15 protein-coding genes are annotated in these 13,183 nt (G+C 60.0%); 1 reads left to right on the plus strand and 14 read right to left on the minus strand.

Features of this window, described 5'->3' with window-relative positions; translation table 11 throughout:
• Window positions 1-47: 47 nt before the first annotated feature.
• From AC0IXA_RS06545 to flhA, 6 genes are all read right to left on the minus strand, one after another.
• Window positions 48-836 carry a protein phosphatase CheZ gene (locus AC0IXA_RS06545; protein ID WP_016771058.1) on the minus strand — a complete coding sequence of 263 codons (789 nt, stop codon included), beginning with the start codon at window positions 834-836 and terminating at the stop codon, window positions 48-50.
• An 18-nt stretch (window positions 837-854) separates the two neighbouring features.
• Window positions 855-1,226 (minus strand): chemotaxis response regulator CheY, encoded by a 372-nt coding sequence (locus tag AC0IXA_RS06550; RefSeq protein ID WP_024012118.1) that lies wholly within the window; start codon window positions 1,224-1,226, stop codon window positions 855-857.
• Window positions 1,227-1,393: 167 nt separating this feature from the next.
• Entirely contained in the window at window positions 1,394-2,134 is a 741-nt protein-coding gene (gene fliA, locus AC0IXA_RS06555) for an RNA polymerase sigma factor FliA (protein ID WP_016771059.1), read from the minus strand.
• The gene (fleN, locus tag AC0IXA_RS06560; RefSeq protein WP_016771060.1) at window positions 2,131-2,961 is read right to left on the minus strand and encodes a flagellar synthesis regulator FleN; all 831 of its coding nucleotides are present in this window, start codon (window positions 2,959-2,961) and stop codon (window positions 2,131-2,133) included. The genes fliA and fleN overlap by 4 nt, the downstream gene beginning before the upstream one ends.
• 116 nt (window positions 2,962-3,077) lie before the next feature.
• Window positions 3,078-4,418 (minus strand): flagellar biosynthesis protein FlhF, encoded by a 1,341-nt coding sequence (gene flhF, locus AC0IXA_RS06565; RefSeq protein ID WP_024012117.1) that lies wholly within the window; start codon window positions 4,416-4,418, stop codon window positions 3,078-3,080.
• Between the two features lie 11 nt (window positions 4,419-4,429).
• Window positions 4,430-6,559: a flagellar biosynthesis protein FlhA gene (flhA, locus tag AC0IXA_RS06570; RefSeq protein WP_016771062.1), complete on the minus strand. Its 2,130-nt coding sequence runs from the start codon at window positions 6,557-6,559 to the stop codon at window positions 4,430-4,432.
• Between the two features lie 529 nt (window positions 6,560-7,088).
• Here flhA and AC0IXA_RS06575 point away from each other — a divergent pair.
• A complete protein-coding gene (locus AC0IXA_RS06575; RefSeq protein ID WP_024012116.1) occupies window positions 7,089-7,448 on the plus strand; it encodes a DUF6124 family protein in 360 nt (119 codons plus the stop codon).
• Between the two features lie 56 nt (window positions 7,449-7,504).
• On the opposite strand, the gene AC0IXA_RS06580 is transcribed toward AC0IXA_RS06575, so the two are convergent.
• From AC0IXA_RS06580 to fliM, 8 genes are all read right to left on the minus strand, one after another.
• Window positions 7,505-8,182, minus strand: a complete 678-nt coding sequence (locus tag AC0IXA_RS06580; protein WP_471812258.1) for a hypothetical protein — start codon at window positions 8,180-8,182, stop codon at window positions 7,505-7,507.
• 106 nt (window positions 8,183-8,288) lie between these two features.
• On the minus strand, window positions 8,289-9,428 hold the full coding sequence (gene flhB, locus AC0IXA_RS06585; protein WP_016771065.1) for a flagellar biosynthesis protein FlhB: 1,140 nt from the start codon (window positions 9,426-9,428) through the stop codon (window positions 8,289-8,291).
• A gap of 3 nt (window positions 9,429-9,431) precedes the next feature.
• Complete coding sequence (gene fliR, locus AC0IXA_RS06590; protein ID WP_016771066.1) at window positions 9,432-10,217, minus strand: flagellar biosynthetic protein FliR; 786 nt, start codon at window positions 10,215-10,217, stop codon at window positions 9,432-9,434.
• 3 nt (window positions 10,218-10,220) lie between these two features.
• Complete coding sequence (gene fliQ / locus AC0IXA_RS06595) at window positions 10,221-10,490, minus strand: flagellar biosynthesis protein FliQ (protein ID WP_016771067.1); 270 nt, start codon at window positions 10,488-10,490, stop codon at window positions 10,221-10,223.
• Entirely contained in the window at window positions 10,487-11,245 is a 759-nt protein-coding gene (gene fliP / locus AC0IXA_RS06600) for a flagellar type III secretion system pore protein FliP (RefSeq protein ID WP_071171446.1), read from the minus strand. The genes fliQ and fliP overlap by 4 nt, the downstream gene beginning before the upstream one ends.
• Complete coding sequence (fliO, locus tag AC0IXA_RS06605; protein WP_024012109.1) at window positions 11,245-11,697, minus strand: flagellar biosynthetic protein FliO; 453 nt, start codon at window positions 11,695-11,697, stop codon at window positions 11,245-11,247. Before fliO ends, fliP begins: the two co-directional genes overlap by 1 nt.
• Complete coding sequence (gene fliN, locus AC0IXA_RS06610; RefSeq protein ID WP_016771070.1) at window positions 11,698-12,156, minus strand: flagellar motor switch protein FliN; 459 nt, start codon at window positions 12,154-12,156, stop codon at window positions 11,698-11,700.
• Between the two features lie 55 nt (window positions 12,157-12,211).
• Window positions 12,212-13,180, minus strand: a complete 969-nt coding sequence (gene fliM, locus AC0IXA_RS06615) for a flagellar motor switch protein FliM (protein WP_003222890.1) — start codon at window positions 13,178-13,180, stop codon at window positions 12,212-12,214.
• Between the last annotated feature and the right edge of the window lie 3 nt (window positions 13,181-13,183).

Consider the following 13,183-nt stretch of genomic DNA (forward strand, 5'->3'; position numbering starts at 1 on the left):
GGTGCTCCTACAGGTCTAAAAACCCAAAAAACCCGAATTCCGAAACTCTAGAATCCAAGGCTGGATAACAAATCGTCCACATCGTCCTGACCGGACACAACGTCTTCTCGTTTATCGGCATGAATCTGCGGACCTTCACCCTGCGAGAGATGTTTTTGTGGATCTTTTTCAGCAAGCATTGCGGCGCGGTCATGTTCGATGCCCGCAAAGCGGTCGACCTGACTGGCCATGAGCACGAGTTTGAGCAGATTGCTTTCGACTTCGGTGACCAGTTGGGTCACACGCTTGATCACTTGACCTGTGAGGTCCTGGTAATCCTGAGCCAGCAGGATGTCGTTGAGGTTGCTCGACACCGCACGGTTGTCCGTGCTGCTGCGTGACAGAAAACCGTCGACCCGGCGCGCCAGTTCACGGAACTCTTCAGCCCCGACCTCGCGACGCATGAAGCGGCCCCAATCGGCGCTCAACGTCTGCGCTTCATCAGCGAGACTGTTGACCACCGGCGTGGCGCTTTCCACCAGATCCATGGTGCGGTTGGCCGCGGCTTCCGTCAGCTTGACCACATAGCCCAGGCGTTCGGTGGCGTCGGTGATTTGCGACACTTCCTCGGCCTGCGGCATGTGCGGATCAATCTGGAAATTGACGATCGCACTGTGCAGTTCACGTGTGAGCTTGCCCACTTCCTGATACAGGCCGCGGTCACGGGTCTGATTGAGCTCATGGATCAGTTGCACCGCGTCGCCGAACTTGCCTTTTTCAAGGCTCTCGACCAGTTCGACCGCGTGTTTTTTCAGGGTCGATTCGAAATCGCCCTGTGATGATTCGTTATGCTCCATAGCTCCCCCGCGCATTCATCAGCCGATGCGTTCGAAAATCTTCTCGATTTTGTCTTTCAACGCTTGAGCCGTGAAAGGTTTGACCACGTAACCGTTCACACCGGCCTGGGCGGCCTCGATGATCTGCTCGCGCTTGGCTTCAGCAGTCACCATCAACACCGGGAGGTGCTTGAGTTTTTCATCGGCGCGCACGTGACGCAGCAGGTCGATACCGGTCATGCCCGGCATGTTCCAGTCCGTTACCAGAAAGTCGATGCTGCCGCTGTTGAGCACCGGAATGGCAGTGGTGCCATCGTCGGCCTCGACGGTGTTGGTGAACCCAAGATCGCGCAGCAGGTTCTTGATGATCCGCCGCATCGTTGAGAAGTCATCAACGATGAGGATTTTCATGTCTTTGTTCAATTCGACCTCCAAGCAGTCTTAAACGCGCCCAGCACCTGGACGCGCCACTTCAATCAATCGGCGCAGCACTTAAAGTTTGTCTGGAGCACAACGGATCGAGACCGGCGCCGTTCATCACCGCACCAGCCTCGTTTCGCAGTGTCCCCACACTGCCTTCAGCGCGCTCGCCACTCCCCCAAACGCCCCCGCAGACGGGCCGCGCACTGGCTGTGTAACTGGCTGACCCGCGATTCACTGACGCCAAGGACTTCACCGATTTCCTTGAGGTTCAGCTCTTCGTCGTAGTACAGCGCCAACACCAGTCGCTCACGCTCCGGCAAATTGGCAATCGCGTCCGCCAGCGCCGCCTGGAAGCGTTCATCTTCCAGATCGCGTGACGGCTCCATATGAGCACTGGCGCCATCCTCGTGCAGCCCTTCGTGTTCGCCGTCCTGCAAGAGGTCGTCGAAACTGAACAGGCGACTGCCCAAGGTGTCATTCAGAATCCCGTAGTAATCGTCGAGACTCAATTGGAGTTCGGCCGCAACCTCGTGATCTTTAGCGTCACGGCCGGTTTTAGCTTCAATCGAGCGAATCGCGTCGCTGACCATCCTGGTATTACGGTGAACCGAGCGTGGCGCCCAATCCCCTTTGCGCACTTCATCGAGCATCGCGCCGCGGATTCGAATGCCCGCGTACGTTTCGAAACTGGCGCCTTTGCTGGCGTCGTATTTGGTCGAGACTTCGAGCAAACCGATCATCCCGGCCTGGATCAGGTCTTCGACCTGCACGCTGGCCGGCAGGCGCGCCAGCAAGTGATAGGCAATGCGCTTGACCAGTGGCGCGTAACGCTCGATCAATTCGTATTGCGCGTCACGCGCCGACTTTTTGTAAAGATTCATGCCACTGGCGGTCATATCACAGGCCCTGCGGTTTGCTGCACGAGACGCTCGACGAAAAATTCCAGATGCCCGCGCGGGTTGGCCGGCAGCGGCCAGGTGTCGACCTTCTGGGCGATGGCCTTGAAGGCCAGCGCGCACTTGGAACGGGGAAAGGCTTCGTAGACGGCGCGCTGCTTCTGCACCGCCTTGCGCACGCTTTCGTCATACGGCACGGCGCCGACGTATTGTAGGGCGACGTCGAGGAAGCGATCCGTGACCTTGGTCAACTTGGCGAACAGGTTGCGCCCTTCCTGCGGGCTCTGCGCCATGTTGGCCAGCACGCGGAAGCGGTTCATGCCGTAGTCGCGGTTGAGCAACTTGATCAGCGCGTAAGCATCGGTGATCGAAGTCGGCTCGTCGCAGACCACCAGCAACACTTCCTGGGCGGCACGAACGAAACTGACTACCGAATCACCAATACCCGCAGCGGTGTCGATCACCAGCACGTCGAGATTGTCGCCGATGTCGCTGAACGCCTGGATCAGGCCGGCGTGTTGCGCCGGGCTCAGGTGCACCATGCTCTGCGTACCGGAGGCCGCCGGCACGATGCGAATCCCGCCCGGGCCTTGCAACAGCACGTCGCGCAGTTCGCAACGGCCTTCGATAACGTCGGCCAGTGTGCGCTTGGGTGTCAGCCCCAGCAGAACGTCGACGTTCGCCAGGCCCAGGTCGGCGTCCAGCAGCATGACCCGACGGCCAAGCTCTGCCAGCGCCAGCGACAAGTTCACTGACACGTTAGTCTTGCCGACGCCACCTTTGCCGCCGGTCACCGCGATCACCTGTACGGGATGCATGCTGCCCATGTTATTTCTTTACCTTGTCTTGCATAGACGGAGGCCACATTACTGGCTGCGCGTTCCTGATCGGAACAATGCGTGGCAGACCATCGATGTAGGTACAAAAACTGTTCATGATTACCTCAGCCAACCTGCTTGGTCGGGCTGTGATAGATATCAGCGAACATGTCAGCCATGGCTTCTTCGCTGGGTTCTTCCTGCATTTGCACGCTGACGGCGCGGCTGACCAGTTGATGACGACGCGGCAGATGCAAATCATCCGGAATCCGTGGGCCATCGGTCAGGTACGCGACCGGCAATTCATGACTGATCGCCAGGCTCAACACTTCGCCGAGACTGGCCGTTTCATCCAGTTTAGTCAGGATGCAGCCGGCCAGCCCGCAACGCTTGTAACTGTGATAAGCGGCGGTTAGAACCTGTTTCTGGCTGGTGGTTGCCAGGACCAGATAATTTTTTGAGCGAATGCCACGCCCGGCCAGGCTCTCGAGCTGCATGCGCAACGCCGGATCACTGGCTTGCAGGCCGGCAGTATCGATCAAAACCACGCGTTTGCGTAGCAGTGGATCCAATGCCTGCACCAGCGACTGACCCGGATCGACGTGCGTTACCGGCACGTTGAGGATGCGCCCGAGGGTTTTCAGTTGTTCCTGCGCGCCGATGCGGAAGCTGTCCATGCTCACCAGTGCAACGTTCTGCGCGCCGTACTTGAGCACGTAACGCGCGGCGAGCTTGGCCAGCGTGGTGGTCTTGCCCATGCCGGCGGGGCCGACCATGGCAATCACACCGCCCTCTTCCAGCGGCTCGACTTCCGGTACGGCAATCATCCGCGCCAGGTGCGCCAGCAGCATGCGCCAGGCCTGACGCGGTTCTTCGATATCGGTGATCATCGCCAGCAGATCGCGCGACAGCGGGCCGGACAGGCCGATGCGCTGCAGACGGCGGTACAGATTGGCTTGGGCCGGACGGCTGCCTTGCAGCTGATTCCAGGCCAGGGTGCCGAGCTGAACTTCCATCAGCTCGCGCAGGCTGTTCAATTCAAAACGCATCGAATCCAGCGCACGCGGATCGACGCCCGCCGAGGCCTGCGCAGGCGCTGCGGCCGGGCGCGTCGGTGCGGCGTAGGTCGGCTCGCTCAACGGTTCGGCAGCGGTCAGCGGCAGGCCTGCGGTCAACGGCAGCCCGGCGAACAACTGCTGATTGGTGTTGCCGTCGGCTTCGCCACGCAGGCTCAGCTCGGCCTGGGCGGTGACGATGCGCGACTGGGTCTTGCGCAGCTCGTCTTCGAGTTCCATGTTCGGAACCCGTGGCGCCAGCGCCGACAATTTGTAATCCAGAGCCGCCGTCAACTCGACGCCGCCGGCAATGCGGCGGTTGCCGATGATGGCGGCATCAGCGCCCAGCTCATCGCGAACCAGCTTCATGGCCTGACGCATATCGGCGGCGAAAAAACGCTTAACTTGCATAAACCACTACCTCAGCCGTTGGGCCCTACTGTCGCAACGATGGTCACTTGCTTGTTGTCCGGTACTTCCTGGTAGGCCAGTACATGCAGGCCTGGCACTGCGAGGCGACCGAAGCGCGAGAGCATCGCGCGAATCGGGCCTGCTACCAGCAGGATCACCGGTTGGCCTTGCATTTCCTGCCGCTGGGCCGCTTCGATCAACGAACGCTGCAGCTTCTCGGCCATGCTCGGCTCCAGCAGAACGCCCTCTTCCGAGCCTTGTCCTGCCTTCTGCAGACTATTGAGCAATATCTGTTCCAACCTTGGTTCCAATGTGATTACAGGCAGCTCGGACTCAGTGCCTACAATGCTTTGGACGATTGCACGGGATACGCCGACCCGCACAGCGGCGACCAGCGCGGCGGTATCTTGACTCTTGGCAGCGTTGTTCGCGATCGCTTCGGCGATGCTGCGAATGTCGCGCACCGGCACGTGCTCGGCGAGCAGCGCTTGCAGGACCTTGAGCAACTGCGACAGCGAAACCACGCCCGGCACCAGCTCTTCCGCCAGTTTCGGCGAGCTCTTGGCCAGCAATTGCATGAGTTGCTGCACTTCCTCGTGGCCGATCAGCTCACTGGAGTGCTTGTACAGAATCTGGTTCAAGTGGGTGGCGACCACGGTGCTGGCGTCGACCACGGTGTAGCCGAGCGATTGCGCCTGGGCGCGCTGGCTGATTTCGATCCACACTGCCTCGAGGCCGAAAGCCGGATCTTTGGCGTTGATCCCGTTGAGCGAGCCGTAGACCTGGCCCGGGTTGATCGCCAGTTCGCGATCCGGGTAGATCTCGGCCTCGGCGAGAATCACGCCCATCAGCGTCAAGCGATACGCGCTCGGCGCCAGATCGAGGTTGTCGCGGATGTGCACGGTCGGCATCAGGAAGCCCAGATCCTGCGAGAGCTTCTTGCGCACGCCCTTGATCCGCGCAAGCAATTGCCCACCCTGATTGCGGTCCACCAACGGGATCAGGCGATAGCCGACTTCCAGGCCGATCATGTCGATCGGCGTCACGTCGTCCCAGCCCAGCTCCTTGGTTTCCATGGCGCGGGCCGGCGACGGCAGCAGTTCCTGCTGACGCTTGACCTCTTCCAGCGCCACGACCTTGGCCACATTCTGCTTTTTCCAGAACAGGTACGCGCCGCCCGCAGCCAGCGCCGCCATGCTCAGGAAGGAGAAGTGCGGCATGCCCGGCACCAGGCCCATCACCGCCATCAAACCAGCGGCCACGGCCAGCGCTTTCGGCGAGGCGAACATCTGGCGGTTGATCTGCTTGCCCATGTCTTCCGAGCCGGAAGCACGGGTCACCATGATCGCCGCCGCTGTAGATAACAACAGTGATGGCAATTGCGCCACTAAACCGTCACCGATGGTCAGCAAGGCGTAAACCTTGCCCGCATCGCCGAAGCTCATGCCGTGCTGGAAGATACCAACCGCCATGCCGCCAATGAGGTTGATGAACAGAATCAGCAGGCCGGCGATGGCGTCACCACGGACGAACTTGCTGGCACCGTCCATCGAACCGTAGAACTCCGCCTCCTGGGCGACTTCCTGACGGCGCGACTTGGCTTGATTCTGGTCGATCAGGCCGGCGTTGAGGTCGGCGTCGATCGCCATTTGTTTGCCGGGCATCGCATCGAGGGTGAAACGCGCGCTCACCTCGGAAATCCGCCCGGCACCCTTGGTCACCACGACAAAGTTGATGATCATCAGGATCGCGAAGACCACGATACCGACCACGTAGTTACCGCCGATCACCACCTCACCGAAGGCCTGAATTACCTTACCGGCTGCGGCGTGGCCGTCCTGACCGTGGAGCATCACCACCCGCGTCGAGGCCACGTTCAACGCCAGTCGCAGCAACGTCGCCACCAGCAGAATGGTCGGGAACACGGCGAAATCCAGCGGCCGCAGCGCATACACGCAGACCAGCAGGACGACGATCGACAGAGCGATGTTGAAGGTAAAGAAGACGTCGAGCAGGAACGGCGGTACCGGCAACATCATCATCGCCAGCATGACCAGCAGCAACAACGGCACGCCCAGATTGCCTCGACTGAGGTCGGCAACGTTGGTGCGTGCTGTATTGAATAACTGAGTGCGATCCACCGGTTTTCCCCGTTCCTTTAAAGCAAACTTTTGACGCCCCGAACGGGCGCAGGGCGGCTATTGCAAGAAGCTTTCCAACTTTTACCCAAGCAAAAAAGATCGCAGCCTTCGGCAGCTCCTACATGGATTTACGTCTCCTGTAGGAGCTGCCGAAGGCTGCGATCTTTGTTTTTAAACGACGAGTTTAAAAGACACCTGCCGACACGGTCTCAAGGCTACAAATCCTTGCGCCATTGCCTACAGCCAAGCCAGAATCCGCCGGCTTGTGCACCTGGGGGTCGGGTTCTATCGTGGTCCGGTCGCTGACGAATCAGCGATCGGGTTTAGCGACCCGGATCAACTCAGTGCATCAGCGATCGTGGCTTCGTTGCGGGATTTTTCGCCCGCAATAACGTTATGGCGGCTGTATGCGGGAGACCTTCGGGTCTACCGGGGTGCCTGAGACCGGTTCGCTAACCTGCGTACAGCTGCCACCTTCACTTGTTTAGCGACAGGGGGAAAGTGGCTCCATAACCTCAGGAGCTTCACCATGATCAAACCCACACCCAACCCGCCCGAGTCCGACCCCACCTCCCCCTACGAATCCCTCGACTCAAAAAAACTCCACCAAGCCGCCGACCGCGCCCTCGACCACTACCTCTGCCCACCCGGCTCCACCCCGCCGCCCTTCAGCCCTCGCGCAATGTACGCCGTCACCGCCGACACCAAAAACGAAGACCTGCTGGCCAACGCCTGCGAAACCCTCGCCTCCGCCAAAACCATCGCCCAGGAATTCGCCGGACTGGTGAAACCATCCCAGCGCCGTACCCTGATGGGCATCGCGCAACTGATCATGCTCGGGGAACTGGCGGTGAATCGGGTGCTGGATAATCTGGAGTTGCCGCAGTAGCGACACGCGATGATCGTTCCCACGCTCCGTGTGGGAACGATAAGCGCAGTATTCGGCTACTGCGCAGTCAGCATCTGTTTGGCCGTAATAGTGCCGAAACCCAATTGATTGCGATCAACATACTTCACACCTCGAAGCACCGATTGGCCTTCAGCCTCGACGAAATCCTCGTTCATGTACATGAGCACGACTTTGGTCAAAGGTGCAGTGACATCAGGAGCGGCGAGGTCACTTTGCAACAGGTTCAACGCCCAATGAAACTGCAAGAGGGGTAAATCTGCGATCCTGATCGTTCGACTTTCATCCACCAGTCGCAAATCCCTGCTTGCAGTGATACGCAACTTTTGCCCGAACACCTCAAACGCAGGCTTGCTGTAGCGCACCGCCAACTCCACACCCGTGGCCCATTGATCCATGTAATAACGTGGCGAGGTGAACAGTTCGAACAAGTCCATTTTATCGCGAATATTTCCTGCGCTATCGAACAGGTAGTTATAAGAATAGTGGTACGCCAAGCCGTCCAGTTCAGGCCTGATGGCGTTAACCGGGTTGTTCAGGTAACCAGGGATATAAACGTTAGCCATCTGCACGAAGTGAGTGAAATCCAGATCGAGATCAAAGCTCACCGTGTAACGTATGGATCGCTCCTTGGGGTTTTCCTCCAACTGCCCTGAAACGTAGTCCAGCGTCATTCCTTCAAGTTGTTTATAGATTCGCTCTGCCATGATCTTCATCTCTGCGCTCAGGGATTATTCCCGAGTGCATAGCAACGCGGCTGGGGGAGCGGCGTCTACTGTCAGAGATGACAGGTTCCGAGACTTTCCAGACAAGCGGTAACCATCAGGAATCCCGACGCAAATCCGGCGGAATCGGCAAATCATCCTTCAACGGATCCGGCCGCTTGCCCTTGCCCGCCTGGTGCTGGCGGATCTGGTAGACGTAGGCCAATACCTGCGCCACCGCCAGATACAACCCACCGGGAATTTCCTGCTCGAGCTCAGTTGAGTAATAGATCGAGCGCGCCAGCGCGGGCGATTCAAGCAGCATGACGTTGTTGGCCACTGCGATTTCGCGGATTTTCAGGGCGATGAAGTCGCTGCCCTTGGCCAGCAGCACCGGCGCGCCGCCCTTCTCCGAGTCGTATTTGAGCGCGACGGCGTAGTGGGTCGGGTTGGTGATGACCACGTCGGCTTCGGGAATCGCTGCCATCATGCGCCGCTGGGACATTTCGCGCTGGGTCTGGCGAATGCGTTGCTTGACCTCGGGCCGGCCTTCCTGGTCCTTGTGTTCGTCGCGCACTTCCTGCTTGGTCATCTTGAGCTTCTTCATGCTCTCCCAGATCTGCACCGGCACGTCGACGGCCGCGATGATGATCAGGCCGCAGGCCAGCCACAGCGTGCTCCAGCCCACCAGCAACACGCTGTGGATGATCGCCATGTCCAGTGGTTCGTGGGCAATGCGCAGCAAGTCGTCGACGTCGGCGGACAGCACCAACAGCGCCACGCCCAAGGTAATCAGAAACTTCGCCAGGGCTTTGAGCAGTTCGACCACAGCCTTGAACGAGAACATCCGTTTGAGGCCGGCGGCCGGGTTCATCCGGCTGAATTTGGGTGCCAGCGAACTTGCCGCGAACAGCCAGCCACCAAGGGAGATCGGCCCGATGATGGCGGCGAGCAACAGGGTTATCATCACCGGCTGAATCGCCAGCAAGGCGATCAGGCCCGACTCCAGCAAGAACCGGCCCATCGCGCCTTGGTCCATGACCACTTCGCGGGACAGGGTGAAGTTCAGGCGCATCACGTCCATCATTTCTTGCGCGAGCATGCCGCCGAAGATCAGCAGCGCAGAGGCACCGGCCATCATCACGGCGAGGGTGTTGAGCTCTTTGGAACGGGCGATTTCACCCTTCTCACGGGAGTCCTTTTTGCGCTTCTCCGTGGGGTCTTCCGTTTTGTCCTGACCGCTCTCGCTCTCTGCCATGACTCAGCGCGCCCGTGCCAGTTCGCGTAGCAACTGCAAGGCCTCGCTGGCCAGCGGTTGATACTGGTTGAGAATGTCCGCGAGCCCCACCCAGACGATGAACAGGCCGAGCACCAGGGTCAGCGGAAAACCGATCGAGAAGATGTTCAGTTGCGGCGCGGCGCGGGTCATCACGCCGAAGGCGATGTTGACTACCAGCAGTGCGGTGACGGCCGGCAACACCAGCAGCAATGCGGCGCCGAGGACCCAGCCGAGTTTGCCGGCCAGTTCCCAGTAATGCGCAACCATCAATCCGCCGCCGACCGGCAGCGTGGTGAAACTTTCAGTGAGGACTTCGAACACCACCAGATGGCCGTTCATCGACAGGAACAGCAACGTCACCAGCATGGTGAAGAACTGCCCGATCACCGCCACCGAAACGCCGTTGGTAGGGTCGATCATCGAGGCGAAGCCCATGCCCATCTGGATCGCGACGATCTGCCCGGCGACGGCAAAGGCCTGGAAGAACAGTTGCAGGGAAAAGCCGAGCACGGCGCCGACCAGAATCTGCTCGCCGATCAGCAGCAGGCCGCTGAGATCCAGCGGGCTGACGGCGGGCATCGGCGGCAGCGCCGGGGTGATGACCACGGTGATCGCCACGGCGAAATACAGACGCACGCGCCGCGGAATCAGGGTGGTGCCGAACACCGGCATGACCATCAGCATCGAGGCGACGCGAAACAGCGGCAACATGAACGACGCCACCCAGGTGCTGATCTGGGTGTCGGTCAGCTGAAGCAGCGATTGCATGGCTTAGCCGATGACCATCGGAATGTTTTTGTACAGCTGGATGATGTATTCCATGAACGTCTGCACGATCCACGGACCGCCAATGATCAGGGTCACCAGCATCACCAGCAGACGCGGCAGGAAGCTCAGGGTCTGTTCGTTGATCTGCGTGGCGGCCTGGAACATCGACACCAGCAGGCCGACCAGCAGGCTCGGCACCACCAGGATGGCGACCATCATGGTGGTCAGCCACAGGGCTTCACGAAAGATATCGACCGCGACTTCCGGCGTCATGGCGAAACACCTCCAAAACTGCTGGCCAGAGTACCGATGATCAGCGCCCAGCCATCGACCAGCACGAACAGCATGATCTTGAACGGCAGCGAAATGATCAGCGGCGAGAGCATCATCATACCCATGGCCATCAGCACGCTCGCGACAACGAGGTCGATGATCAGGAACGGAATGAAGATCATGAAGCCGATCTGGAAGGCGGTTTTAAGCTCGGAGGTCACGAACGCCGGCACCAGAATGGTCAGCGGCGCCTGATCCGGGCTGGCGATGTCGGTGCGCTTGGACAGGCGCATGAACAGCTCCAGATCGCTGGTGCGGGTCTGGGCGAGCATGAAGTCCTTGATCGGCACCTGAGCCTTCTCCACCGCTTGCTGGGCAGTCAGGGTTTCCGCCAGATACGGTTGCAGCGCGTCGTTGTTCACCCGGTCGAACACCGGCGCCATGATGAACAGCGTCAGGAACAGCGCCATGCCGGTGAGGATCTGGTTCGACGGCGTCTGTTGCAGGCCGAGGGCCTGACGCAGGATCGAGAAGACGATGATGATCCGCGTGAAGCTGGTCATCAGGATGACCGCCGCCGGAATAAAACTCAGCGCGGTCATGATCAGCAGGATCTGCAGACTGACCGAATATTCCTGCGCGCCATCGGCATTGGTGCCCAGCGTGATCGCCGGGATCGACAACGGATCGGCGGCGAACGCCAGCGGCGCGGCCAGCAACAGGAGCAGCGTCAAGACGATGCGGAGCGCACCCATTACTTCGTATCCTTTTGGTCCTTGCCAAGAATCTTCAGCAGATGCTGAGCAAATTCCGGCGTCGCTTTTTCGCTGGCAGTGGGGACTTCGACCGGCTCTTTGAGCACATGCAGCGCGGTGATGGTGCCGGGGCTGAGGCCGAGCAGAATCTGCTCGTTGCCGACCTGCACCAGCATCAAGCGATCACGCGGACCTAGCGCGCGGGAACCGATCAGCTCGATCACCTGGCCCTTGCCCGCCGGCCCCGCCTGTTGCACGCGGCGCAACAGCCAGGCGAGGAAGAAGATCAAGCCCAGCACCAGCAGCAAACCGAACACCAGTTGCGTCAACTGACCGGCCACGCCGCTGTTGACCATTGGCGCGGTGGCGGCAGGCGCGGCAGTGGTTGCGCTCGGCTCGGCAGCCAGCACGCTCAACGGCCATGCCAGCAGCACCCAGAGAAACCTTTTCACTCAGCGCAGCTTCTTGATGCGTTCGCTTGGGCTGATCACGTCAGTCAGGCGGATGCCGAACTTCTCGTTGACCACCACTACTTCGCCGTGGGCGATCAAGGTGCCGTTGACCAGCACGTCGAGCGGCTCACCGGCCAGACGATCGAGCTCGATCACCGAACCCTGGTTGAGTTGCAGCAGGTTGCGGATGTTGATGTCGGTACTGCCGACTTCCATCGAGATCGACACTGGAATGTCGAGGATCACGTCCAGGTTCGGGCCGTCGAGGGTCACCGGATCATTGTTCTTCGGCACGCTGCCGAACTCTTCCATCGGCAGACGGTTGGAGCTGGAAGTGCCGGCGTCGGCGGCCAGCAGTGCATCGATGTCAGCCTGGCCGGCATCACCGGTTTCTTCCAGGGCCGCAGCCCATTCATCGGCCAGTGCCTGGTCGTCCTGCGCGTTCATATCGTCGTTCATCATGTGTCCTCGGCGGGCAACAATTCGGTTAAATACGGGGGTGAAAAGCGCCGTCTCAGCGACGCTCGATCGGCTCGATCACCTGCAACGCGAGGTTGCCTTTGTGCGAGCCCATCTTGACCTTGAAGGCCGGCACGCCGTTGGCGCGCATGATCATGTCTTCCGGCATCTCGACCGGGATCACATCCCCCGGTTGCATGTGCAGGATGTCGCGCAGCTTCAACTGGCGGCGGGCTACGGTGGCACCGATCGGCACGTCGACATCGAGCACGTCTTGGCGCAGGGCGTTGACCCAGCGCTCGTCCTGATCGTCGAGGTCGGACTGGAAACCGGCGTCGAGCATCTCGCGCACCGGCTCGATCATCGAGTACGGCATGGTCACGTGCAGATCGCCGCCACCGCCATCGAGTTCGATGTGGAAGGTGGAGACCACAATCGCTTCGCTCGGGCCGACGATGTTGGCCATGGCCGGGTTCACTTCCGAGTTGATGTACTCGAAATTGACTTCCATGATCGCCTGCCAGGCTTCCTTCAGATCGACGAAAGCCTGCTCGAGCACCATGCGCACTACGCGCAGTTCGGTCGGGGTGAATTCCCGCCCTTCGATCTTGGCGTGACGGCCGTCGCCACCGAAAAAGTTGTCCACCAGCTTGAACACCAGTTTGGCGTCGAGGATGAACAGCGCGGTGCCGCGCAGCGGTTTGATCTTGACCAGGTTGAGGCTGGTCGGCACGTACAGCGAGTGCACGTATTCGCCGAACTTCATCACCTGCACGCCACCTACGGCCACGTCCGCCGAGCGGCGCAGCATGTTGAACATGCTGATGCGGGTGTAGCGGGCAAAGCGCTCGTTGATCATTTCCAGCGTCGGCATGCGTCCACGGACGATGCGATCCTGGCTGGTCAGGTCGTAGCTTTTGACACTGCCGGGTTCGGCAGCATTATCGGTCTGTACCAGACCATCATCGACGCCATGCAGCAGCGCATCGATTTCATCCTGGGACAGCAGATCCTGCACGGCCATGTC

It is taken from the genome of Pseudomonas sp. AC083 (assembly GCF_979253165.1).